The organism is Rhizobium oryzihabitans (assembly GCF_010669145.1).
In the GTDB taxonomy this organism is placed as follows: Bacteria; Pseudomonadota; Alphaproteobacteria; order Rhizobiales; family Rhizobiaceae; genus Agrobacterium; species Agrobacterium oryzihabitans.
Genome location: NZ_CP048635.1, coordinates 1,251,271 through 1,275,287 on the forward strand (window position 1 = coordinate 1,251,271; position 24,017 = coordinate 1,275,287).

The window sequence follows — 24,017 nt, forward strand, 5'->3', positions numbered from 1 at the left end:
GCGGCACTTATAAAGGTGCCGGGGCCAAGCGATCAACCGCGCAGATAAAACACCACAGAGCGGGCTGGCAGGAAGGCGGGATTGCCGAAATCCGTGCCGATTGCGCGCCAGTCGTCGCCCGGCAGGGTGAATGGCACGATCTCGCGGCTGCGATTGATGAGCACCGCAAGCTTGGCATCGTTTCCGGTCTCATCATCCGGGGTGGCAAGCACCATGGCGAAGGCCGGCCCGTCCGGCCTTTCCCATTCTTCCACGGTCATCGGTTTGCCGCCGGGGGCAAGCCAGGTCACGTCGCCATTGCCGGAGAAAAAGCTGGTTTGAGAAAAGACGCCGAAGCGTTTGCGAAGTGCTGCAAGAAACGCGGTGTGATCGATCAGTTCGGGCAGGAGCGATGACCAGTCGACCCAGGTAATGTCATTGTCCTGGCAATAGGCATTGTTGTTGCCTTGCTGGCTGCGGCCGCCCTCGTCGCCGGCGGTCAGCATCAATGCGCCGCGGCTGACGAAGAGCGTGGACAGCATTGCTTTCACATCTGCGATACGGGCGGCAACAATGGCGGGATCATCGGTCAGGCCCTCGAAGCCATTGTTCCAGGAATGATTTTCATTATGGCCGTCGCGATTGTTCTCGCCGTTTTTATCATTGTGCTTGTGTTCGTGGCTGACGAGATCGAACAGCGTGAAACCATCATGGGCGGCAAGGAAATTGACGCTGCGGCTGTTTAAGCGGCCATGGCGGGAAAAGATCGGCGAGGAGCCGGAGAGCGCATTGGCCAGCGCGCCGGTCGTTCCCGCATCGCCGCGCCAGAACCGGCGCATGTCGTCACGGGTGCGGTCGTTCCACTCCAGAAAGCTCTCGGGGAAATTGCCGAGCTGATAGCCGCCAGGGCCGATGTCCCACGGCTCGGCGATCAGCACGCGGTCATGAAGCACGGGGTCTGAATGCATGGCCTCGAGCGTCGCGCTCGCCATGTCGAAGCCATCGGCCGTTCTTCCGAGCACCGGCGCGAGATCGAAGCGGAAGCCATCGATACCGGCATTCAGAACGAAATGCTTGAGCGAATCGATGATGAGCTGGCGTACATAGGGATGATCGCAGGCGACTGTATTGCCGGTGCCGGTGTCGTTGATCAGCACACCCGGCTCTCCCGGTGGGTGACGGAAGGCGGTCAGATTATCCAGCCCGCGTAGCGACAGGATGGAGCCGTCAATGTCGCTTTCACCGGTATGGTTGAAGACCAGATCGAGAATGACGCCGATGCCCTGCGCATGCAGCGCGGCAACCGTGTCGCGCAACTCCCGCACCCCACCGGGGCAGAGGCGCGGATCAAGCGCCATGAAGCCGACCGGATTGTAGCCCCATGCATTGGAAAGGCCGAGCGGCGGCAGGTGGCGTTCGTCGATCCATGCGGTAATCGGCATCAGCTCCACCGCATCGACGCCGATTTTTTTCAGGTGCGCGAGAATGGCGGGATGGGCGAGCGCCGCCACGGTGCCGCGCAACTCTTCCGGCACTTGCGAATGTAATCTGGTGAAGGATTTGACTGAAAGTTCGTAAATCAGCCCGCCTTCGGTAAAAAGCGGCGGCTGGCGCTTGAGCGGCTCGTACTCCGAAAGGATCGCCTTCGGCATGACAGCGCCCGTGTCCTCGCCAAAGGCATAAAGCGCCGGATCATGCCGGAACGGCCGGTCTATCTGTGTCGCATAGGGGTCGAGCAGCAGTTTTGAGGGATCGAACCACAGACCATGTTCGGGAGCGTAAATCCCGTGGGCGCGGTATCCGTACCGTGTGCCGGGGCCAGCCTCTGTGACCGTCAGCCGGTGAACATCATCCTCACCGCGCGACATTGGCAAGCGGGCGATCTCTTTTTCGCCCGTCGTATCGAAAAGGCAGAGATCGATATGCGAGGCGTGCCGGGAATAGACCGTAAATTCCATTCCGTTTTCTGTCTGGGTTGCGCCTTTGGGGAAAACGGATGGTGTCTGCATGGTCTGTCTCTCCGGGGGATGGTTTTTCTCCTCCGCAAAGGAAGAAGGCGGTCCGCGGGTATCACGAGATGGCCTTCCGGCCATCTCAGAGTTTTAGAGGTGTTAAAACCTCTCTTCCGTCATCCTCGGGCTTGACCCGAGGATCCATAACCCGCTGAAATCGTGGATCCTCGGGTCAAGCCCGAGGATGACGTTGAGTGTGGTGAGACGTTCTCGACCCCATCAGGTGGCCTCGCGGCCACCTCTCGTTTTTTGTATCCTGTGCCGTATCCAGCGGCCAGGAGCGCGGCGCCAAGCCTTTAGGTAATGACGCTCGGCGCATTCCGGCCGGTATGGGCCTTGATACCGGCGATCGTATCGGCAACGGAAATCAGGTCGGCGAGTGCCTCCTGCGTCTCGATGCCGTGACGGCCCGCATCTGCCTCATAACGCTCGACGTAAAGCCTGAGCGTTGCGCCCGCCGTGCCGGTGCCGGAAAGGCGCAGCACGATGCGTGAACCGCCCTCGAACAGGATGCGGATGCCCTGATTCTTGCTGACGGACTGATCGACCGGATCGAGATAGGCGAAATCATCCGCCGCCGCGACCTTCAGATTGCCGTAGCTGGTGCCGGGAAGCGTGGCGAGTTTTTCGCGCAGGGTGGCCACCAGCGTGTTGGCGGCGTCGGAATCCACTTCCTCATAGTCGTGGCGGGAATAATAGTTGCGGCCATATTCGGCCCAGTGCCTGGTGACGATGTCCTTCACGCTCTCCTTGCGGGCGGCGACGATGTTCAGCCAGAACAGCACGGCCCACAGGCCATCCTTTTCACGCACATGGTTGGAGCCTGTGCCGAAGCTTTCCTCGCCGCAGATCGTCACCTTGCCGGCATCCATGAGGTTGCCGAAGAATTTCCAGCCGGTCGGTGTCTCGAACATGCCAAGCCCCAGCTTTTCGGCAACGCGGTCCGCTGCCGCACTTGTGGGCATGGAGCGGGCGATGCCGGAAATGCCGGCGGCATAACCGGGTGCGAGTTTTGCGTTGGCGGCAATGATCGCCAGACTGTCGGAGGGGGTGACGAACATGCCCTTGCCGACGACCATGTTGCGGTCGCCGTCGCCATCCGACGCCGCGCCGAAATCTGGACCTTCCGCGCTCATGACATCGTCATAAAGCTCCTTGGCATGCACCAGGTTCGGGTCAGGGTGGTGGCCGCCGAAATCCGGCAGCGGCGTGGCGTTGCGGACCGATCCCTTCGGTGCGCCAAGACGCTTTTCGATGATCTCCACGGCATAGGGGCCGGTGACGGCGCTCATGGAATCGACCACCACCTTGAAGCCGCCGGCGATCAGGGCGCGAATGGCGGAGAAATCGAAGAGTTCCTCCATCAAAGCGGCGTAATCGGCGACCGGGTCGATAACCTCGACCGTCAGCTCATCCACCTTGAAGTTGCCCACCTTGTCGAGATCGATATCGGCGGCATCGGAAATCTTGTAGCTGTCGATGACCTTCGAGCGGGCATAGATCGCGTCGGTAATCTTTTCAGGGGCCGGGCCGCCATTACCGATATTGTATTTGATGCCGAAATCTTCGTTCGGGCCGCCTGGATTGTGGCTTGCGGAAAGCACGATGCCGCCAAAGGCCTTGTATTTGCGGATGATGTTGGAGGCGGCAGGCGTGGAGAGAATGCCGCCCTGACCGACCAGCACCTTGCCGAAACCGGCAGCGGCGGCCATCTTGATCGCCTTCTGGATCACTTCGCGGTTGTAATAACGGCCGTCGCCGCCGATCACCAGCGTCTGGCCTTCGAAGCCTTCAAGCGCGTCGAAGATCGACTGGATGAAGTTCTCGGCGTAATTTTCCTGGGCGAAGACTGGCACCTTCTTGCGCAGGCCGGATGTGCCCGGCTTCTGGTCCTGATAGGGCTTCGTCTGAACGGTCTTGATCATTGTTTCAATGGCCTCTCGAAATAAGCTGGCTGTAAAGCGCGGCGTAGAGACCGGCGCTTTTTTCCCAGGAAACATCGGATTTCATTCCGAGTTTCTGCATTTGTGTCCATAGTTTCGGGTCGTGGTAATAACGCACGGTCCGGCGGATCGCCTGTTTCAGACCGTCGAGCGTAACGGGGGAAAATTGCACGCCGGTCGCCGCCTTGCTGGCGAGGGCGGCATGGTTGGCATCGATCACCGTATCGTTGAGGCCGCCCGTGCGGGCCACCACAGGAATACAGCCGTAACGCAGCGCGTAAAGCTGGGTGAGCCCGCATGGCTCGAAGCGCGAGGGAATGATGATCGCGTCGCAGCCCGCCTGCATGAGATGCGACAGGGGTTCGTTATAACCCACCGCAACCCCAACGCGGCCATGGTGGCGGGACGCCGCCGCCAGAAGTGCGCCTTCCAGCGCCACGTCGCCTGCTCCGAGCACCACGAGACGGCCGCCGAGGGAAACGATCTCGTCCACGGCTTCGGCCATGAGGTCGATGCCCTTTTGCCAGGTCAGGCGGGAGATGACGCAGAAAAGCGGGCTGTCATCCTCATCGATACGGAAATGCTCGGCGACCGCCTTCTTGTTCAATGCGCGGTTCTTGAGGTTGGCGGCGGAATAATTGTCGTGGATCAGATGGTCAGTGGCCGGGTTCCAGACATCGGCGTCGATGCCGTTGACGATGCCGTGCAACACATGCGCGCGGCTGCCGATCACCCCTTCCAGCCCCATGCCGAATTCCGGGGTCAGGATTTCCTCCGCATAGGAGGGGCTGACGGTGCTGAGCGCGGTCGCCGTCTGCAGGCCGCCCTTGAGGAAGCTCACATCATTATAATATTCGATGCCTTCCATGCCGAAAGCATGGGCGGGCAATTCGAGCTTGCTGAAGATATTGGCGCCGAACTGACCCTGAAAGGCGATATTGTGAATGGTAAGGAGGCTCGGAATTTCCGGTGTCTCGGCATAACGCATATAGACCGGTGTCATCGCCGCCTGCCAGTCATGGGCATGCACCATATCCGGCCGCCAGCCGGGAAGAGCTCCGGCGCCGATGCGCGCCGCCGCCAGCGACAGCGCCGCAAAACGCTTCCAGTTATCAGGATAGTCCTTGCCCGTCTGGCCGAGATAGGGGCCGCCGGAACGCTCGTAATAGGCAGGCGCATCGAGAATGAGGAGGTCGAGTCCCTCATGCCGCACTTCGAGCACTTCGGCTTTTTCGCCGAGCAGATCGGAAAATTCCAGACATTTGACGGGGTCGGTCACGGCGGCTTTCACCGCCGGATAGCCGGGTATCAAGGTCCGCGTTTTGACGCCATAGGCTTCGAGCGCGATGGGGAGCGCGCCGGCAACGTCGGCGAGCCCTCCGGTCTTGATCAGCGGATAAATTTCGGATGAAACCGAAAGGACATTCATGGGCTCTACAGGTCCAGCTTGTCGATCATCGATTGGGTGATAAGGCAAATGCCGTTTTCAGTGCGGCGGAAACGTTTGGCATCCAGTTCTGGGTCTTCTCCTACAATCAGTCCTTCCGGAATGACCACGCCATGATCAATGACGACGTTGCTCAGCTGGGCATGACGTCCGATCTTCACACTCGGCAGTACTACGGCATTCTCAAGGCGGGAGTATGAATTGGCGCGCACGCCTGTGAACAGAAGACTGCGGTTGAGGGCGGCACCGGAAATGATGCAGTCGCCGGAGACGACCGAAGACACGGCCGAACCACGCCGGTTCTCATCGTCATGCACGAATTTCGCCGGCGGGGTGATTTCCGCATAGGTCCAGATCGGCCAGGACTTGTCGTAGATGTCGAGGTCCGGCACCACATCGGTCAGGTCGATATTGGCCTGCCAATAGGCATCTATGGTGCCGACATCGCGCCAGTAGGGTCCGTGTTCGAAATCCGAACGCACGCAGGAATCCGCGAAGCGGTGGGCGACGGCTTTGCCGTGCTTGACGATATAGGGAATGATGTCCTTGCCGAAATCGCGGCTGGAGGTCGGGTCGGCGGCATCGCGGCGTAGCGCTTCCATCAGGAATTTCGTGTGGAAGACATAAATGCCCATCGAGGCGAGCGCGAAGCCCTCATTGCCGGGAATGCCGGGCGGATCGGCCGGCTTCTCGATGAAGTCGATGATCTCGTCCTTTTCGTTCACATGCATCACGCCGAAGCCGGCCGCTTCCATGCGTGGCACTTCGAGGCAGCCGATCGTCACGTCAGCGCCGGAATCCACATGCTGCTGCAGCATGTATTCGTAGTCCATCTTGTAAATATGGTCGCCGGCGAGGATGACCATATATTCCGGGGCATAGGGCTCGATGATGTCGATGTTCTGGTAGACAGCGTCGGCCGTGCCTTCATACCATTGCGTTTCGGAAACGCGCTGGGAGGCCGGCAGAATATCGAAGCTCTCGTTACGCTCAGGGCGGAAGAAGTCCCAGCCGCGCTGCAGGTGGCGGATAAGCGAGTGCGCCTTGTATTGGGTCGCGACGCCGATGCGCCGAATGCCGGAATTGAGCGCGTTGGAGAGCGCAAAATCGATGATGCGCGCCTTGCCGCCGAAATAGACGGCGGGCTTTGCCCGGCGGTCCGTCAGCTCCTTCAGACGACTTCCTCTGCCGCCCGCGAGGACATAGGCCATTGCATCACGCGCCAAAGGCTGAACTCTTTTTTCCGACATGGTGTCCTCCCTCTCTATCTGTCAGTTTTCCGGCTCGAGCATGATCGTCGCCAAAGGCGGCAGGACGAGCATCGCTCCGATATCCCCGCCGGCATCGACCGCCTGAACGCGTCCGCCATTTCCCTTGCCGCTGCCGCCATAGATCTCGGCGTCGGTGTTGAGAATCTCCCGCCACCGCCCCGCAAGAGGAAGCGGCACATAATAGTTTTCCCGATAGACCGGGGTCAGATTGCAGATGACCGCCACCGGTTTTTCGCCGGGCGCCGTGCGCAGCCAGGCAAAGACGGAATTCTCGTGATCATCGACCACCAGCCAGCGGAAGCCGTCGGGTTCGCAGTCACGGGCGTGCAGGGCCGCTTTCGAACGGTAGGTGAGGTTGAGATCGCGCACGAGGCGGCGCATGCCTTCATGCATCGGATATTGGCGCAGGTTCCAGTCGAGCGATCCCTTTTCGCTCCATTCGCTCCACTGGGCGAATTCCTGTCCCATGAACAGCAGCTTCTTGCCGGGATAACCCCACATGAAACCATAATAGGATCGCAGATTGGCGAATTTCTGCCAGTCGTCGCCGGACATTTTGGCGATCAGCGATCCCTTGCCGTGCACCACCTCGTCATGGGAAAGCGGCAGCACGAAATTTTCGGTGAAGGCGTAAAGAAGCCCGAAGGTCAGTTCCTGATGGTGGAACTTGCGATGCACCGGCTCACGCGAGAAATAACTCAGCGTGTCGTGCATGAAGCCCATGTTCCACTTGAAACCGAAACCGAGGCCGCCCTCATGGACCGGCTGGGACACTTTCGGCCAGGAGGTGGATTCCTCGGCGATCGTCATGACGCCCGGATGGGTGCCGTAAACGAGCGAATTCATCTTCTGCAGGAAGCGGACGGATTCAAGGTTCTCGCGCCCGCCATATTCGTTGGGAATCCACTCGCCTTCCTTGCGGGAATAATCGAGATAGAGCATCGAGGCGACCGCATCGACACGCAATCCGTCGAGGTGGAACTTCTCGGCCCAGTAAAGCGCATTGTTGATGAGGTAGGACATCACCTCGATGCGGCCGAAATTGTAGATCGCCGTGTTCCAGTCCGGATGAAAACCCTGACGCGGATCGGCATGTTCGTAAAGCGCCGTCCCGTCAAACCAGCGCAGGCCATGCTCGTCTGTCGGAAAATGCGCCGGAACCCAGTCGAGAAGAACGCCGATGCCGACCTTGTGAGCGCCGTTGACGAAACGCGCAAAGCCTTCCGGATCGCCGAAACGGGCGGTCGGGGCGTAAAGGCCGGTCGTCTGGTAACCCCAGGAGGGGTCGTAGGGATGTTCGGTGATCGGTAGGAACTCGATATGGGTGAAGCCCATATCCGTGCAATAGGGGATAAGCTGGGCGGCCAGTTCGTCCCAGCTGAGGAAGGTGCCGTCCTCGCGGCGCTGCCAGGAGCCGGCATGAACCTCGTAAATGCTGATCGGCTGGCGGCGCTGGTCCACCTGGGCCCAATGTTCCCGGTGAGCCTGGTCTTCCCATTTTTGCGTCAGTTCCGGCGCGGTGACGGAGGCGTTCTTCGGCCGCAATTCGCCGCGCCGCGCATAGGGGTCGGCCTTCAGCGGCAGAAGCTCGCCATTCGCGCCAAGGATTTCAAACTTGTAGGCGCAGCCGGCGTAGACGTCAGGTGCGAAAATTTCCCAGATGCCGGTATCCTTGCGGAAACGCATCACATGCCGACGGCCGTCCCAATTGTTGAAATCGCCAACGACGGAAACGCGCTTGGCATTGGGAGCCCAGACGGCGAAATGGAAACCTTCGACGCCCTCGAGCTTGAGCGGATGAGCACCCATCTTGTCGAAGAGCCGCAGATGCGACCCCTCGCGAACGAAATAATCGTCCATCGGCCCGAGAACCGGGCCGAAGCTATAGGGATCCGTCACCGCCCATTCGGCATCGTCGCGGCCAGCCCGGTAGCGCACCGGCTGGCGTGACGTGAGCTCGATAGGGCCTTCGAAAAAGCCTTCCGGATCGAGCTGTTTCAGCTCGCCGATGAAATTGCCGTCAAGCGTGAGGACGGACACTTCTTCGGCGCCGGGGATGAAACAGCGCGCGGAAAACCCTTCCGGCGTTTCGTGAACGCCGAGAAGGGCAAAGGGGTTGGAATGCAAACCGCTCTTGATCGCCTCGATTTCAGCCTTCGTGACAGCGCCAGTCTTTTTCTCTTCGGCCGAATTGAGCGGTTTTTTCATCAGGCTCTCCAGATGTCGGCGGCATATTGCCGGATCGTCCTGTCGGACGAGAACCAGCCCATGCGCGCCGTGTTGCGGACTGTTTTCGCATACCAGCTATCCGGATCGCTCCAGATCGCGTCCACCTCGCGCTGCGCATTGGCGTAGGCGTCGAAGTCTGCGGCGACCATGAACCAGTCACTATTGTAAATACCGTCGATCAGGGCGGAAAAACGCGAGCGGTCGTCGGGCGAGAACACGCCGGAAGCAATGGACGACAGCGCCTGCGACAATTCCGCGGACTGTTCGATGATCGCACGCGGATTGTGACCCTCGGCGCGTGCCTTGGCCACTTCATCCGCCGTCATGCCGAAGATGACGATATTCTCGTCACCCACATGTTCGAGCATTTCAACATTCGCACCGTCGAGCGTGCCGATGGTGAGAGCGCCATTCAGCGCAAACTTCATGTTGCCGGTGCCCGAGGCTTCCATGCCCGCCGTCGAGATCTGTTCGGAAAGATCGGCGGCCGGAACCATGATTTCCGCAAGCGAGACGTTATAGTTTGGAATAAACACCACTTTCAGGAGCCCGCGCACGGCCGGATCGTTGTTGATGACCCGGGCAATATCGTTGGCAAGCTTTATGATCAGCTTCGCGTTGTGATAACTCGGCGCCGCCTTGCCTGCGAAGAACTTAACGCGCGGCACCCAATCCAGTTCCGGGTGGGAACGGATCTGGTCGTAAAGCGCCACCGTTTCCACAAGGTTCAGAAGCTGGCGCTTGTATTCGTGGATACGCTTGATCTGGATGTCGAACATGGCCGAGGGATCGACACGGATGCCCATGCGCTGCGCCACCGTATTGGCAAGCCGTACCTTGTTCAGACGCTTCACTTCGGCGAATTTTGCACGGAAACCGGCGTCGTCGGCGAAGCGGTCGAGTGCCGTCAGCTTTTCCGCATCGTCGAGGAAATCGTCGCCGATCGCTTCCCTGATCAGCCCCGTCAGGCCGGGGTTGCACTGCATCAGCCAGCGGCGGGGCGTGATGCCGTTGGTCTTGTTGTTGATGCGGTCGGGATAGAGGCTGTGCAGGTCGGCGAAGACCGTTTCCTTCATCAGTTCGGTATGAAGTGCCGAGACACCATTGATCGAATGCGAGCCGATGAAGGCGAGGTTACCCATGCGCACGCGGCGTTCGCCATTTTCATCGATCAGCGAGATGGAGCGGATCTGCTGATCCGGCATCTTCTTTTCCTTGCGGGCGTAAACCAGCGTATTGGCGTTGATCGCGTAGACGATCTGCATGTGCCGCGGCAAAAGACGCTCGAGCAAAGGCACCGGCCAGCTTTCCAGCGCTTCCGGCAGAAGCGTGTGGTTGGTGTAGGAGAAGGTGCCGCGCGTAATCGTCCAGGCTTCGTCGAATTCAAGCCCATGGACATCGCAGAGCAGGCGCATCATTTCGCAGATGGAAATGGCCGGATGTGTGTCGTTGAGCTGGATCGAAACCTTGTCGGGCAGCGAGGTGAAATCCGGATATTGCTGCAGGTGACGGCGCAGAATGTCCTGCAGGGAGGCGGAGGAGAAGAAGAATTCCTGCCTCAGGCGCAGTTCCTGGCCGGCCGGCGTCGCATCGGCAGGGTAGAGAACGCGCGTCAGGCTTTCCGCCTTGTTGCTTTCTTTCAGTGCACCGATGTGGTCGCCGGCGTTGAAGGCGGCGAGCAGAATGGGGTCGATAGGCTGTGCGGACCATAGACGAAGCGTGTTGACGCGGGTGCCGCGCCAGCCGACGACTGGTGTGTCATATGCCATGGCAATGACGCGCTCAGCCGGTTTCCAGACGAAACGCTGCGGCTCTTCATATCCGCCAATGGTTTCAACCGATCCGCCGAAGCCGACTTCATAGGAGCTTTCACGGCGCTCGAATTCCCACGGGTTGCCATGCGCCAGCCAGGTCTCCGGCAGCTCCACCTGCCATCCGTCAGCCATCTGCTGGCGGAAGAGGCCGTGTACATAACGGATGCCGTAGCCATAGGCGGGAATGTCGACCGTTGCCATGGATTCCATGAAACAGGCTGCGAGACGGCCAAGGCCGCCATTGCCGAGTGCCGCATCCGGCTCCAGCCCGGCGATGACATCCAGATCAACGCCGAGTGAGGAAAGGGCGTCCCTGATCTCTTGCATCAACCCGATATTGGAGATGGCATCGCGCATCAGGCGGCCGATCAGGAATTCCAGCGATAGATAATAAACGCGCTTGGAATTGTCGGCATAGGCCTTGCGGGTGGAGGCCATCCACTTGTCGATGATGCGGTCGCGGACAACCAGAATGGTTGCGGTCAGCCAGTCATGCGGCTTGGCAACCTTGACGTCCTTGCCGATGCGGTAAGTGAGGCGCTCGATGATTTCGGCCGCCATGATTTCCGGGTTGGAACTGCGCGGGGCGGGGCGGGGGAGATCGGCGGCGTTAAGATTATTGATCATTGGTCGGTCAGCACCTTGGTGGGAGGAGAGGGTCTGATGAGGTCGATCCGGTTTGCCTTTGCTGGTGCCAGTTTATGCATCGATATGGAGGCGTGGCAACAGCAATTTTTCCGGAAAGTTGAACAGCTTAATATAATGAAAAATAAGACTTTTCTATCAGCGTTCCGGGGATCGCCGAAGGCATTGCGCGCTCTTTGTGCGCCGTTCTTGAACGGGTTTGCGTGGTGATTGCGATGCCGGGCATCGTTCAAAAAAGGGAGAGAGGCTGCAATACTTCTGAAATGGTTCACCGGTCCTGAAATCTGTTTCGGTCTATCGGATCACACACTAGCCTTCGCGGCTGAGAAAATTCAATGAAAATAAACGTGGTGGCGCCACCGCAGCGCCAGCCAAGGGCGGTTGCGGTGTAAAAACCGGCCTTCATCGCCGTGAAATGCGACTTTTACGCCGGAAAAAATGGTTCCGTCGTCATCTCGCTTGCGCGGATCGTCACCCTGGTATTTGGCGGAACGGCGCACCAGGGGGTGCAATCGAAGGAAAAGGGCTCCGAACTCAGCGCAATGCCTTCATCTAGCCCGCGCCAGTAAAGCGTCGGCGGCTTGTCATCGCTGGACCAGCGGAAGGCGTGCAGGCAATCGCCATCCATCAGCACGGCGCTGAATCTCAGCGCCGAGGAAACGCCCGCCATTATCATCTTTTCATGGCAGAGGCGCAGAGCGGTGGAAATGGCGCGGACCGGGTCCACATCGAGGCCGTGGCCGGCGGCGATGAGGAAGATGGCTTCGCTGTCACCGGTGCCGCGCCGGGATGCATAGATATCATCGGGAATGAGGGAATCGACGTCCCGCCTTATCTGCTCATAACCGCCGATCTGGCCGTTGTGCATGAACAGATACCGCCCATGTGAGAAGGGATGGCAATTGGCGCGGGATACTTCGCCTGAGGTGGCGGAGCGAACATGGGCCATGAACATGCCCGAGCGAAGCTGGTGGCAGAGCGCGGCCAGATTGGCGTCGGACCAGGCGGGTCTGGTGTCGCGAAAAACACCAGGGATTCCGCGCTCGCCATACCATCCAAGGCCGCAACCATCGCCATTGACGACGGTTTTCGCTTCCCTTGCGGCCATGGACTGGCTGACCAGTGATGCTTCCGGTTCGATCAGAAGACTGTCGAGCCAGACCGGTTTACCGGAATAGGCAAAGAGGCGACACATTCATGCGGCCCTGTTCAGGGCCTTGTTTCCAAGCGCGAAGCCGACAGCGGCCTTCGCGTGAATGGCGGTCGAATCGTAACCCGGCAAAGGCAGCGCGTCCGGATCGATCAGCAGGGAAATTTCGGTGCAGCCGAGAATGACGGAATCGATGCCGAGCGCACGGGCTTTCTCGATGACCGACAGATAGCGCTCGCGCGAGCAGGACTTGATCTCGCCCTGGCACAGTTCGCCGAAAATGATGTCGTGGATGGCGGCTCTGTCTTCCACATCGGGCACGACCACGTCGACGCCATGGCGGCGCATGCGGTCGGTGTAGAAGCCGTGTTCCATGGTGTAGCGGGTGGCGAGCAGAAGCGGTTTGCGGCGTCCATCGGCCTTCAGTGCGGCTGCGGTTTCGTCGATGATGTCGATCAGCGCGACGCCCGACATCTTCGCGACGGTTTCTGCAACAAGATGCATGGTGTTGGTGCAGATCAGAACACAATCAGCGCCGGCATTGGCAAGGCGCGCGCCGGCGGCACCCAGAAGCGCACCGGCTTCATCCCAGCGATCAGCTTTTTGAAGGGCGACAACCTCGGAGAAATCGAGCGAATGCATGACGATATCGGCCGAAACCAGTCCACCGCGGCTGTCGCGCACGGCTTCGTTGATCATGCGGTAATAGGTTGCGGTGGATTCCCAGCTCATGCCGCCGATCAGGCCGATCCGTTTCATCAGAATTCCCTTATCAAGTTGATTGGAAACAAGAATGCCACCTCTGTCGCGAAAATGGCATGCGTTTTTGCACGGAATTCGAGATGGAAACGCAAACAAAGCGCGCCATATTCCAATTAATCGCAAAAAACTTGCGTCATGTTGGGAATGTGTACATCCTTGACGGATGATTGATGATCGTGACCGCCGAATCCTTGCGATTCTTCAGGAAAATGCAGAAACGCCGCTCGCCGATATAGCCGACGAGGTGTCGCTGTCGCTTTCCGCCTGCTCGCGCCGCATCACGCGGCTACGTGCGGAAGGATATGTGACGGGCACGATGGCATTGCTCGACAGGCGGAAAATCAATCTGCCGACGACGGTTTTCCTGCTCGTGAGAACCGGGCTGCATGCGGAGGATTGGCTGGACCGGTTCCATGCCGCCGTCAGCACCATACCGGAGATCGTCGAAGTTCACCGGTTGACCGGGAATTTCGATTATATTCTGAAGCTCGTGCTGCCGAATGTCGAATATTACGACACGATCTACAAACAGATCCTGCGCCGCGTCGAGCTTTACGACATGTCCGCCTATATCTCCATGGAAACGGTGAAGCTGTCGTCTTCCCTGCCGACGACACATATCTGACGGGGCGTTAGCGTTTCAGCGCGCCGCCTCGAAGCGGAAGCCGAAGCGGAAATTCCGCGTCTCACCCGGCTGAAGGGTGAGCGCAGCGGCAAGTCCGGGCTGGTTGAAGGCGTTGGTCGGTGTTTCAACGGGTTCCAGGGCGATCGATCTTCGTCTGTCGCGGGCAAGCGTATCGCCGGTGAAGACATGCATGTGGCCACGCTCCTGCCAGATTGTCAGGCTCGATCCGTCCTGCCGATTCCCCAGCCGCGTTTCATAAAGCCCGTTTTCGGATGCGATGAGATCGGTAAAGCAGGCATCGAGCACGTGGCCCGCAAGCGGTGCGGGGGAAAGAAACGTCGCATCGTCGCGCTTGAGAAGCCCGCTTTGCTGGTCCAGCAGGGGTATCAAATGTTCGTCGGTTTCGATTGCGGTCTGCGAGGGGAGTGTCAGTTCGAGATCGTCGATGGACGCTGTACCGGGCAGACGGAAATAAGGGTGCCAGCCGGCGGCGAAGGGCAGCGGCCGGTCGTCGCCATTGATGCCGCGTATGTCGATGGTGACGTCATGGCCGGCAAACCGGTATTCCACCTCAAGGGCGAGATGATAGGGATAACCCTTGAAATCGCCGGGTGATATTTCCGCGCGGAACACCAGCACATGCGTGCCGTTTTCCTCGAAAGAACGGTTGAGAAGAAAGGGCAGGGCTCTGGCGAAACCGTGGAAGACAAGGTTTTCGTGGGCAAGCACCGGTTCTATACGGTGCATCTCCCCACCGAAACTGAACTTGCCGTCCGGAATACGATTGGTGAAGGGGGCGAGAATGCCGTTTCTCACGCCACTTTGCGATTGCAACTCCGCAGGCGTCAAATAGCCGTCGACAAGGTTTTCAGATTCGCTGCCATCGGCAAGCCGCGGTTGCCAGCTCAGAAGAGTTGCGCCCTCGTAAGCGATCTCGGCGGTGAAGCCATTTCCGGAAATGGTAACACCGGCAATCCCCGTGCCTGTCTCGGAGGTGGTCATCGGGAAATTGTCCTTTGCATGCATGCTTTCTGCGGCCACCAAGGCTGTTGCCCCGCCGATTCGCCCGATCATCTTCGCTGCGGAGACATTTCGCAATGGCCGGACCGCGCAGATACATGACCTCCGCACGCAGCTCGACAGTTCCGTCGCGGAAGTCAGTCCGTGAAGGTGCGTTTCGCGCCGCTGAAAAATTCCATCAGCGCGGCCTGGTCCTCACCGCCCAGTCCCGCCGCCGTGAGCATGCGGTGCACCTCGGCGCAAACCGCCGTCAGGGGCATGGCCGTGTTGGTGCGCCTGGCGAGATCCTGCGCACCGTTCAGGTCTTTGACCATGTTGTCGATGCGGCCGGTGCGGCGGTAATCCTTCGCGACGTAACGCGGCATGTATTCCTGGAGGATCGCGCTATCCGCCCTGCCGCCTTTCAGCGCCTGCGGAATTTTGGCGGCATCGACGCCCGCATCCAGCGCAAGCTGCGTCGCTTCCGCTACGGCCAGGAAGTTCAGCCCGCAGAGAACCTGATTGATGAGTTTCGTCGTCTGCCCGGCGCCGCTGGGGCCCATATGGGTATAGTTGCTGGCGACATGTTGCAGCACGCGGTGGGCGTCTGCCACATCCGCTTCCGTGCCGCCTGCCATCAGCGTCAATTGGCCGACAAGCGCCTTGGGTGCGCCACCCGAAAGCGGGCTGTCCACCCAGCGCAGGCCCTTTTCAGCAGCATCGGCCGCCAGTTCCTTCGTCGCCGCCGGATCGATGGAGGACATGTCGATGATCAGTGTGCCGGGCCTTGCTCCGGCCGCCACGCCATCCTTGCCGAACACGGCGGCGCGGACGATTTTCGGCGAGTTGAGGCTGAGGATCACGACATCGGAAACCGAAGCCGCCTGCGCCGCCGTTCCGGCGCTGTGTGCGCCGAGGCTGGTCAGCGCCGCCACCTTCTCCGCATCCAGATCGAAAACCGTCAGGTGATGGCCGGTCTCGATCAACCGCGTGCCGATCGCCCCGCCCATGGCGCCGGCGCCGATGAGGGCGACTTTGTTCTTGTCGGTCATGGTGCTCACGGTCTCCTCCCAAAGCGTCGTGGTATTGTCGGCCCGATCCGGCTGGCGGTTTCAGTGCGCCAGCCGGACAGGAGGTTTTAAAGCGAGGCGGTGATGCCGCCATCGACGTAGAGAATATGTCCGTTCACGAAGGACGAGGCATCGGACGACAGGAAAATGCAGGCGCCGACAAGCTCTTCGACCTTGCCCCAGCGGCCGGCCGGCGTGCGCTTCTCAAGCCATGCCGAAAAGGTTTCGTCGGCGACGAGGGCTGCGTTGAGCGGCGTGTCGAAGTAACCCGGCGCAATGGCGTTGCATTGCAGGCCGTATTTGGCCCAGTCGGTCGCCATGCCCTTCGTCAGATTGCCGACAGCGCCCTTGGTGGCGGTGTAGGGCGCGATGCCGGGGCGGGCAAGAGCGGTCTGGACGCTGGCGATGTTGATGATCTTGCCGCGGCCGCGGCTGATCATATGACGTGCGGCAGCCTGACCGGCATGGAAAACCGAGGCGATGTTGGTCTGCAACAGGCGCTCGAAGGCATCCGCCGGAAAATCCTCAAGCGGTGTGCGGTGTTGCATGCCGGCATTGTTGACGAGAATATCGATGGGGCCGACATCCGCCTCGAAACCGTCGATGGCCTTGCGCACCGCTTCATGATCGGTGGCGTCGAAGGCGAGCGTCCTGGCGCCCTTGATGCCTGCTGCAGCCGCTTTCAGCTTCGCCTCGTCGCGGCCGTTCAGAACCACTTCAGCCCCTGCTTCCGCCAGCCCTTGCGCCAGCGCGAAACCGATGCCCTGGGACGAACCCGTGATCAGGGCGCGGCGGCCGGAAAGATCGAACAAATTAAGGCCCACTGTTTCCTCCAGTCTCTCGACATTGCATTCATGCAGGTTTATGTTATCGATAACATTCATCCCTTTAAGACGTGGATGTCAAGGCTTAAACGCCCGGTTTCGGTACGGATCGGGCGGGCGGAGAGGTCGTGCGGCGCATAAAACTGCGGCTGGCGGCAGGATCGGGATGCGGATTATTTTGTCACGCCGCTCAAGGCGCGATGTCGAAAGGGAGATATTTATGAGAGCGATCGTCGCCCATGGGGCAAAGGATGTACGCATCGAGGAGCGGCCGGAGGAGGCGCCGGGAGCGGGAGAAGTGCGGCTTCGTCTGGTCAGGGGCGGAATTTGCGGCAGCGATCTTCACTACTACAATCATGGCGGTTTCGGCGCGGTGCGGCTTCGCGAGCCCATGGTGCTGGGGCACGAGGTCTCCGCCATCGTCGAGGAGTTGGGTGAAGGTGTCGAAGGCCTGAAGATCGGCGGTCTGGTCGCGGTTTCGCCATCACGCCCGTGCAGGACCTGCCGTTTTTGCCAGGAAGGCCTGCACAACCAGTGCCTCAACATGCGTTTTTATGGCAGCGCCATGCCGTTCCCGCATATTCAGGGCGCTTTTCGGGAAGTTCTCGTCGCGGATGCCCTGCAATGTGTTCCGGCCGACGGGCTGAGCGCAGGTGAGGCGGCCATGGCCGAGCCGCTGGCGGTAACGCTGCACGCCACGCGCCGCGCCGGGGATCTGCTTGGGAAACGTGTGCTGGTCACCGGCTGCGGTCCCATCGGCATTCTGTCGATTCTGGCCGCGCGCCGCGCGGGTGCGGCTGAAATCGTTGCGACCGATCTTTCGGATTTTACACTCGCCAAGGCGCGGGAAGCGGGCGCGGACCGCGTCATCAACAGCAAGGATGAGCCGGATGCGCTCGCCGCTTATGGCGCGAACAAGGGCACCTTCGACGTTCTTTATGAATGCTCGGGTGCCGCCGTTGCCCTTGCGGGCGGCATTGCGGCGCTCCGGCCGCGCGGCATCATCGTCCAGCTGGGTCTTGGTGGCGATATGAACCTGCCGATGATGGCGATTACTGCCAAGGAACTCGATCTGCGCGGTTCCTTCCGTTTCCATGAGGAATTCGCGACCGGCGTCGAACTGATGCGCAAGGGCCTGATCGACGTCAAGCCGTTCATCACCCAGACGGTGGATCTAGATGACGCCATCTCGGCCTTTGAATTTGCCTCCGACCGCAGCCGTGCCATGAAGGTCCAGATCGCCTTTTCATAAGCGCTGTCTCGCACGTAAGCGTTCCGACGTTCTGATCGGTGGCGGATTATTCCGCCGCCGGTTTTTTATGCGGGCTTCTTGACCCCAACAACCTGTCGGCGATGTTATCGGTATCATCGCCCAGTTCAAGGACCAGACGGGTCGCTCGATCTTCCTTCGCTCACGCCATTTCCACCGGTTTGCACATTTTGACGCAGGTCAAAAAGGTGATTTGCCGTCCGGTGTTTTTTGCGTTATCGAAATTTCAGAAATTACTGAAAATACAGGAAGTGAAGAAATGCCGGCTAGTCTTTCTCCGCTTGTTCAGTCCTTCGTGCTGCATTTCGGCGAGATGGGCAGCCGCTGGGGCATCAACCGCACGGTCGGGCAAGTCTATGCTTTGCTTTACATTTCGCCGCAGCCGCTCTGCGCGGACGACATTGTCGAGGCGCTCGGCATTTCCCGTTCCAATGTGTCGATGAGCCTGAAGGAGCTTCAGGCGTGGAACCTTGCAATTCTCAAGCATTTCCCCGGCGACCGGCGCGATTTCTTCACGACGCCGGAGGATGTCTGGCAAATTCTGCGCACCCTCGCCGAGGAGCGCAAGAAACGTGAGATCGATCCGACGCTCAGCATGCTCCGCGAAATTCTGATGGAGACGCCCGAGAATGAAGACGAGCGGCACGCGCAAAAGCGCATCGATGAGATGAAAACGCTGATCGAGCAGCTCACCGGCTGGTATGACGATGTGAAGCGGCTGGAAACGGAGCGACTGGCTTCGTTATTGGCGCTCGGCTCGAAAGTCACGAAACTGTTGGAGGCCAAAGACAAGATCGTCTCTCTTGCAAGACCCCGTGGCACAAAGGGCAAGTGAGGAGATCGGCCTTGGAGATGTCCGTACAAACGCGACAATCGGCAAGTGGTGACGGCGTTGACCGTCCTGCGCCTGAAACCGTTTCGCCCGATGTGGTGCGGCGACGCTTCTTCGGTGCTGCCGCCGGGAAATCCTCTGACGGCGGAGCGGTGAAAAAGGCAAAAGCGCCGGCGGTGGGAAGATCCATCGCCCTGCTGCATGTGGTGCCGGCCCTGCTCTGGTTGCCGCAGGCGGGTTTGCTGGCCTTTTCGGTCGGAAAAATCGCTGGAGGCGCACCGATGACGGCGATCCTGCCGGCGGCTGTCGCTGTTCTCATTCTCGGTCTGATCAAGGCATTTCTGGAAAGACTTGCGGCGAGACTTTCGTTTCGCGCCGCGCGTGCCGCCCTTTCTCGGCGGCGGCTGGAAGCGCTTCATGCCGTAGCGCAGGTGTCGCCACTCGATCTGTCGCGCACGGCATCCGGGGAGGCGGCAGGTGTTGTCGCCGAGACGGCAGAAGCGCTGGTGCCTTATCTTTCCCGTTTCCAGCCGGCGCGGATGAAAGCCACTATCGTTCCCCTGGTTTTCGTGCTGGCAATCCTGCCATTCACCTGGATTGCGGCGCTGGTGCTGCTGCTCTCCATGCCGACCATCCCGCTTTTCATGGCGCTGATCGGCTGGCAGGCGAAGGCTGCCAGTGAAAAGCAGCTGGCCGAGACCGGCAACATGAATGCTTTCCTGCTCGATCGCCTGCGCGGCCTCGAAACGATTCGTGCACTGGAAGCCGTCGATCTGACCGCTGGACGCCTGCGCACAGATGCGGAAAACCTCAAGAAGCGGACGATGGCGGTGCTGCGGATCGCCTTTCTCTCCTCGGCCGTGCTGGAGCTCTTCGCCGCCCTCGGCGTTGCCATGACCGCCGTCTATATCGGTTTCCATCTGCTCGGTTTTCTGAATTTCGGCGCGTGGGGCGAGAAGCTGACGCTTGCCGAAGGACTGTTCATCCTGCTTCTGGCCCCGGCCTTTTTCGAGCCGCTGCGGGAATTGTCCGCCGTCTGGCACGACCGTGCAGCCGGAGAGGCGGCACTTGGCGCGCTTGGCACATTGATGCAGCGTGACACAACCATCGTGGGTGAGGGCAAGGACGTCGCATCCGCCCCATGCCCGCTGCCCGGCTTGGTGGAGCTGGACGATCTCTCCTTCGCCTATCCGAATTCTCCGCCTGTCATTCGAAATCTCAACCTTACGGTTCAGCAGGGCGAGAGAGTTGCGATTCTCGGGTCTTCCGGTTGTGGTAAATCCACTGTACTCTCCTTGATTGCCGGGTTGGCCGAGGCTGGCAGCGGCACAATAAGGATCGGCGGTGTGACGCTCGATCACACAACTGCCGATGGACTACGCAACACAATCGGCTGGGTCAGCCAGAAGCCGTTCTTTTTTGCCGGTTCCCTGAAGGCGAATATTCGCTTTGGTCGTGCCGGTGTCAGCGAGGGCATGGTGGAAGAGACGCTGCGTCGCACCGGACTGGATGCACTATCAGAAGCACGCCGACACCTGCCGATAGGAGACGACGGTTATGGTGTTTCGGGCGGGGAGACGGTGCGGCTCGCCATTGCGCGCGCCTTCGCCGATCCGGCAACGCAGCTTGTTCTGGTCGACGAGCCGACGGCGCATCTCGACCGGGAGACGGCTGCGCTCGTCACCGAAAACCTGCTGCAACTCGCAAAAGGCAGGACATTGATCGTCGCGACGCATGATCCCGTACTCGCCGCACGCATGGACAGGATCGTGGATATGACGGCGATCCATTCGAGAGGGCAGTCATGATCGCGCGTTTTGCCATATTGAAACCCGTCATTGCCCTCTTCTGGTCGGCGCGTCGCGGCATGCTGCTGGCCGGTGCGGTTCTGGCGACAACCACGGTGCTGGCGGGTATCGGCCTGCTCGGCGTTTCCGGCTGGTTTATAACCGCGACGGCGATTGCCGGTCTGGTTCCGGCAACAGCCTATGCATTTGATGTCTTTGCCCCGTCTGCGGCCATCCGCCTTTTGGCGCTGTCGCGCACCGCCGCCCGTTATGGCGAACGCATGACCACCCATGAGGCAACGCTCTCCGTGCTGGCAGCGCTTCGCGAAAAGCTGTTTCGCGGCTTTGCCGCACCGCAGGCGGCGAAACATCTGGAGGCGCGGCCTGCCCGCCTGCTGAACCGGCTGACGGCGGATATCGATGCGCTGGATTCGCTTTATCTGCGCGTGCTGGTTCCCGCTGCCGTCGCAGTCCTTGCCGCAATCGCAACAGGCATCGGGCTCGCCTTCCTCAATCCGCTTGCGGGCGTTCTGGCGGCCCTCTTCCTCATTGCGGCGGGGCTCGGCATTGCAGTGCGCTCGGCGTTGCGGGCGGAAAAATTCTCGCGCCGCCGGGCAATCGGGCTTGAAGCGCTTCGCGCCCGCACGGCGGATCTCGTCAATGGACAGGCGGAGTTGCTGACGACGTCCCGGCTTTCGGCGCAGGTTGCTGCGGTAAAACGGGCGGACGACTATCTGCTCGCCTGCGATGACCGCCTGAACCGGATCGAAACGAATGCCGGTTTTTCCTTCGGCATTTCAGCGGCGGTTCTTTTGAGCGCGGCTCTCCTCGGCATGGCCTGGCTTGCGGAGCAGGGAGCGGTAACCGCGCCGACGGCGGCCCTTGGCCTGCTCGTCTGTTTTGCCGCGCTGGAGCCTTTCACGGCGCTGCGCCGCGGTGCAATGGAACTCGGACGCACGCTCTTTTCGGCAAGACGCATCGCGCCGCGTCTTTCCGCCGAGGCAGTCGCCAACTGTCCGCGCTTGCCTGCCGAGGGCATGGCGGCCGAGCTTCATGGCGTGCGGCTGGAGCGCGACGGGAACGAAAATCCGGTTCTGACGAATATCAACCTTGCAATCGCCGCCGGAGAGACGGTGGCGATTATCGGGCCGAGCGGTGCCGGCAAGACCAGCCTCATCCAGCTTCTGGCGGGCGAGTTGCAGCCGGCGGCGGGTATGGTCAGCGCTTTGCCGTGTTCGCTCATGACGCAGAGAAGCCAGCTTTTCCGAGACAGCATCGCCGACAATCTGAGGCTGGCGAAACCTGCCGCGACCGAGCGTGAGCTTTGGGATGCCCTGCAATCGGCAGGCATTGGCGAGCACGTCAAAATCCTGGCGGCCGGGCTGGATACGCGGCTTGGCGAGGCGGGGCAGGGCCTCTCCGGCGGCCAGTCGCGGCGGCTTGCACTTGCCCGTTTCCTGCTGCGCGACAAACCGCTCTGGCTTCTCGACGAGGTGACGGAAGGGCTGGACGGCGAGACCGCCCGCGACGTGCTGGGCCGGCTGTTTGCCAGGGCAAAAGGAAGGACTGTTTTGATGATCACCCATAATCGTCGCGAGGCGGAATTTGCCGATCGCATCATCGTGCTGAAAGAGGGGCGCCAACTTGATCAATGTCAAAGCGGCACCCCGGAATACGACGTAATGCTGCAAACATTGCGTCCGGACTGAGTGATTTTTTCAGGGCCGGCGCCGTCTCGTAACAGAAGGCCGGCCTTTCCTGAAAGGTGGGGTAAAAACATGGAACTCGACATCGTGGCGCTATCGCGCCTGCAATTCGCGGTTACCGCTTTATATCACTTTCTATTCGTTCCCCTGACGATCGGACTATCGGTTGTGATCGCCATCATGGAAACGGTCTATGTCATGACCGGCCGCGTGGTCTGGCGGCAGATGACGAAATTCTGGGGCACATTGTTCGGCATCAATTTCGTGCTGGGCGTTTCCACCGGCATCGTCATGGAATTCCAGTTCGGCATGAACTGGAGTTATTACAGCCACTATGTCGGCGATATTTTCGGTGCGCCGCTGGCGATCGAAGGCATGATGGCCTTCTTTCTGGAAGCCACCTTTGTCGGGTTGTTCTTTTTCGGCTGGGACAAGCTGTCGAAACTCGGCCATCTCATCGCAACATGGTGTGTGGCGATCGGCTCGAACTTTTCGGCCCTTTGGATATTGATCGCCAATGGGTGGATGCAGAACCCGGCGGGATCGGCTTTCAACCCGCAGACCATGCGCATGGAAGTGACTGACTTCTTCGAGGTCCTGTTCAACCCCGTCGCACAGGCGAAATTCGTCCACACGGTTTCAGCGGGTTATGTCACCGCTTCCATTTTCGTACTTGGCGTTTCGGCATGGTATGTCCTCAAGGGACGCCATCTCGACCTCGCCAAGCGGTCGATGACGGTTGCCGCCTCCTTCGGTCTGGCCTCGGCGCTGTCGGTCGTCGTGCTTGGTGATGAAAGCGGTTATCTTTCGACCGAACACCAGAAAATGAAGCTCGCCTCGATCGAGGCCATGTGGGAAACGGAACCGGCTCCGGCCCCCTTCACGGCAATAGGTTTCCCCGATCAGGAGGCGCGCGAGACGCATTTTGCCGTGAAAATCCCGTGGGTGATGGGCCTTATCGGCACCCGCTCGCTCGACACGGAAATCCCCGGCATCAACGATCTGGTGGAACTGGCAAAGACCCGCATCCGCGATGGCATCAAAGCCTATGATGCGCTGATGCAGATACGCGCCACCGGCAAGGGCGCGGAACTGCCCGAAGAGGTGCGCGGCACCTTTGCGGAACTCGGCCACGAGCTTGGTTACGCCCTGCTGCTGAAACGTTATGTCGACGATCCGCGTCAGGCGACCGAGGAGCAGATCGCCAAGGCGGCCGCCGATACCGTCCCGCATGTGCCGACGCTGTTCTGGGCGTTCCGCATCATGGTCGGTCTCGGCATGTTCTTCATCGTGCTGACGGCGACCTTCTTTTATCTCTCGGCCCGGCGCCGGCTGGATCACTATCCGTTCTTGCTGAAGGTGGCCGTCTTCGCCATTCCGCTGCCGTGGATCGCGGCTGAAATGGGCTGGGTGGTCGCGGAATTCGGCCGCCAGCCATGGATCATCGAGGGCGTGCTGCCGACGGCGGCGGCCGTCTCCAGCCTCAGCGCCTCGACCGTTCTGATTACGCTTCTGTGTTTCATCGCCATCTACACGGTGCTGTTCATCGTCGAAATGGGGCTGATGCTGAAGGCGATCCGCAAGGGCCCCGATCCGGATCACGAGCCGGAAGCGCCGCTCGTTCCTGAAAAACTCGTCGCTGCGGAGTAAAC

17 protein-coding genes are annotated in these 24,017 nt (G+C 60.2%); 6 read left to right on the plus strand and 11 right to left on the minus strand.

What is annotated here, in order from left to right; genetic code table 11:
• Positions 1-32: 32 nt before the first annotated feature.
• From glgX to G3A56_RS22595, 8 genes are all read right to left on the minus strand, one after another.
• Positions 33-1,988, minus strand: coding sequence for a glycogen debranching protein GlgX (gene glgX, locus G3A56_RS22560; protein WP_082185110.1), 1,956 nt, complete (start codon positions 1,986-1,988; stop codon positions 33-35).
• Positions 1,989-2,287: 299 nt separating this feature from the next.
• Positions 2,288-3,916, minus strand: coding sequence for an alpha-D-glucose phosphate-specific phosphoglucomutase (locus G3A56_RS22565; RefSeq protein ID WP_082185109.1), 1,629 nt, complete (start codon positions 3,914-3,916; stop codon positions 2,288-2,290).
• A gap of 4 nt (positions 3,917-3,920) precedes the next feature.
• Positions 3,921-5,363, minus strand: a complete 1,443-nt coding sequence (gene glgA / locus G3A56_RS22570; RefSeq protein ID WP_082185108.1) for a glycogen synthase GlgA — start codon at positions 5,361-5,363, stop codon at positions 3,921-3,923.
• 5 nt (positions 5,364-5,368) lie between these two features.
• Positions 5,369-6,631, minus strand: a complete 1,263-nt coding sequence (gene glgC / locus G3A56_RS22575; protein ID WP_082185107.1) for a glucose-1-phosphate adenylyltransferase — start codon at positions 6,629-6,631, stop codon at positions 5,369-5,371.
• A 21-nt stretch (positions 6,632-6,652) separates the two neighbouring features.
• Entirely contained in the window at positions 6,653-8,860 is a 2,208-nt protein-coding gene (gene glgB / locus G3A56_RS22580; protein WP_003498382.1) for a 1,4-alpha-glucan branching protein GlgB, read from the minus strand.
• A complete protein-coding gene (locus G3A56_RS22585) occupies positions 8,860-11,322 on the minus strand; it encodes a glycogen/starch/alpha-glucan phosphorylase (protein WP_003498384.1) in 2,463 nt (820 codons plus the stop codon). Before G3A56_RS22585 ends, glgB begins: the two co-directional genes overlap by 1 nt.
• Before the next feature lie 442 nt (positions 11,323-11,764).
• A complete protein-coding gene (locus tag G3A56_RS22590; RefSeq protein ID WP_003498386.1) occupies positions 11,765-12,535 on the minus strand; it encodes a class II glutamine amidotransferase in 771 nt (256 codons plus the stop codon).
• Positions 12,536-13,249 carry an aspartate/glutamate racemase family protein gene (locus G3A56_RS22595; protein ID WP_082185106.1) on the minus strand — a complete coding sequence of 238 codons (714 nt, stop codon included), beginning with the start codon at positions 13,247-13,249 and terminating at the stop codon, positions 12,536-12,538. It abuts the gene before it with no gap.
• A 166-nt stretch (positions 13,250-13,415) separates the two neighbouring features.
• On the opposite strand from G3A56_RS22595, the gene G3A56_RS22600 reads away from it, so the two are divergent.
• A complete protein-coding gene (locus tag G3A56_RS22600; protein ID WP_003498392.1) occupies positions 13,416-13,877 on the plus strand; it encodes an Lrp/AsnC family transcriptional regulator in 462 nt (153 codons plus the stop codon).
• Between the two features lie 15 nt (positions 13,878-13,892).
• Here the strand turns inward: G3A56_RS22600 and G3A56_RS22605 are convergent, their stop codons facing one another.
• The 3 genes from G3A56_RS22605 to G3A56_RS22615 form a co-directional block, all read right to left on the minus strand.
• Complete coding sequence (locus G3A56_RS22605; RefSeq protein WP_082186005.1) at positions 13,893-14,879, minus strand: aldose 1-epimerase; 987 nt, start codon at positions 14,877-14,879, stop codon at positions 13,893-13,895.
• Between the two features lie 155 nt (positions 14,880-15,034).
• Positions 15,035-15,928, minus strand: a complete 894-nt coding sequence (locus G3A56_RS22610) for an NAD(P)-dependent oxidoreductase (RefSeq protein ID WP_082185105.1) — start codon at positions 15,926-15,928, stop codon at positions 15,035-15,037.
• A gap of 86 nt (positions 15,929-16,014) precedes the next feature.
• The gene (locus tag G3A56_RS22615) at positions 16,015-16,770 is read right to left on the minus strand and encodes an SDR family oxidoreductase (RefSeq protein WP_082186004.1); all 756 of its coding nucleotides are present in this window, start codon (positions 16,768-16,770) and stop codon (positions 16,015-16,017) included.
• A gap of 220 nt (positions 16,771-16,990) precedes the next feature.
• Here G3A56_RS22615 and G3A56_RS22620 point away from each other — a divergent pair, with 220 nt between their 5' ends.
• The 5 genes from G3A56_RS22620 to G3A56_RS22640 all read left to right on the plus strand — a co-directional run bounded on the left by G3A56_RS22620 (position 16,991) and on the right by G3A56_RS22640 (position 24,015).
• Positions 16,991-18,022, plus strand: a complete 1,032-nt coding sequence (locus tag G3A56_RS22620) for an L-idonate 5-dehydrogenase (protein WP_082185104.1) — start codon at positions 16,991-16,993, stop codon at positions 18,020-18,022.
• A 277-nt stretch (positions 18,023-18,299) separates the two neighbouring features.
• Positions 18,300-18,875: a GbsR/MarR family transcriptional regulator gene (locus tag G3A56_RS22625; RefSeq protein WP_082185103.1), complete on the plus strand. Its 576-nt coding sequence runs from the start codon at positions 18,300-18,302 to the stop codon at positions 18,873-18,875.
• 17 nt (positions 18,876-18,892) lie between these two features.
• The gene (cydD, locus tag G3A56_RS22630; RefSeq protein WP_137067616.1) at positions 18,893-20,680 is read left to right on the plus strand and encodes a thiol reductant ABC exporter subunit CydD; all 1,788 of its coding nucleotides are present in this window, start codon (positions 18,893-18,895) and stop codon (positions 20,678-20,680) included.
• Positions 20,677-22,368, plus strand: a complete 1,692-nt coding sequence (cydC, locus tag G3A56_RS22635) for a thiol reductant ABC exporter subunit CydC (protein WP_082185102.1) — start codon at positions 20,677-20,679, stop codon at positions 22,366-22,368. The genes cydD and cydC overlap by 4 nt, the downstream gene beginning before the upstream one ends.
• A 69-nt stretch (positions 22,369-22,437) precedes the next feature.
• Positions 22,438-24,015: a cytochrome ubiquinol oxidase subunit I gene (locus G3A56_RS22640; protein WP_082185101.1), complete on the plus strand. Its 1,578-nt coding sequence runs from the start codon at positions 22,438-22,440 to the stop codon at positions 24,013-24,015.
• The last annotated feature ends 2 nt before the right edge of the window (positions 24,016-24,017 follow it).

What these genes read in the sequence shown, in the direction of transcription:
- G3A56_RS22610 (WP_082185105.1), bottom strand. Translation starts at nt 15,928, where the DNA reads ATGACCGACAAGAACAAAGTCGCCCTCATCGGCGCCGGCGCCATGGGC.
- glgA (WP_082185108.1), bottom strand. Translation starts at nt 5,363, where the DNA reads ATGAATGTCCTTTCGGTTTCATCCGAAATTTATCCGCTGATCAAGACC.
- G3A56_RS22565 (WP_082185109.1), bottom strand. Translation starts at nt 3,916, where the DNA reads ATGATCAAGACCGTTCAGACGAAGCCCTATCAGGACCAGAAGCCGGGC.
- G3A56_RS22640 (WP_082185101.1), top strand. Translation starts at nt 22,438, where the DNA reads ATGGAACTCGACATCGTGGCGCTATCGCGCCTGCAATTCGCGGTTACC.
- glgX (WP_082185110.1), bottom strand. Translation starts at nt 1,988, where the DNA reads ATGCAGACACCATCCGTTTTCCCCAAAGGCGCAACCCAGACAGAAAAC.
- glgB (WP_003498382.1), bottom strand. Translation starts at nt 8,860, where the DNA reads ATGAAAAAACCGCTCAATTCGGCCGAAGAGAAAAAGACTGGCGCTGTC.
- G3A56_RS22605 (WP_082186005.1), bottom strand. Translation starts at nt 14,879, where the DNA reads ATGACCACCTCCGAGACAGGCACGGGGATTGCCGGTGTTACCATTTCC.
- cydD (WP_137067616.1), top strand. Translation starts at nt 18,893, where the DNA reads ATGTCCGTACAAACGCGACAATCGGCAAGTGGTGACGGCGTTGACCGT.
- G3A56_RS22625 (WP_082185103.1), top strand. Translation starts at nt 18,300, where the DNA reads ATGCCGGCTAGTCTTTCTCCGCTTGTTCAGTCCTTCGTGCTGCATTTC.
- glgC (WP_082185107.1), bottom strand. Translation starts at nt 6,631, where the DNA reads ATGTCGGAAAAAAGAGTTCAGCCTTTGGCGCGTGATGCAATGGCCTAT.
- G3A56_RS22595 (WP_082185106.1), bottom strand. Translation starts at nt 13,249, where the DNA reads ATGAAACGGATCGGCCTGATCGGCGGCATGAGCTGGGAATCCACCGCA.
- G3A56_RS22590 (WP_003498386.1), bottom strand. Translation starts at nt 12,535, where the DNA reads ATGTGTCGCCTCTTTGCCTATTCCGGTAAACCGGTCTGGCTCGACAGT.
- cydC (WP_082185102.1), top strand. Translation starts at nt 20,677, where the DNA reads ATGATCGCGCGTTTTGCCATATTGAAACCCGTCATTGCCCTCTTCTGG.
- G3A56_RS22620 (WP_082185104.1), top strand. Translation starts at nt 16,991, where the DNA reads ATGAGAGCGATCGTCGCCCATGGGGCAAAGGATGTACGCATCGAGGAG.
- G3A56_RS22600 (WP_003498392.1), top strand. Translation starts at nt 13,416, where the DNA reads ATGATTGATGATCGTGACCGCCGAATCCTTGCGATTCTTCAGGAAAAT.
- G3A56_RS22585 (WP_003498384.1), bottom strand. Translation starts at nt 11,322, where the DNA reads ATGATCAATAATCTTAACGCCGCCGATCTCCCCCGCCCCGCCCCGCGC.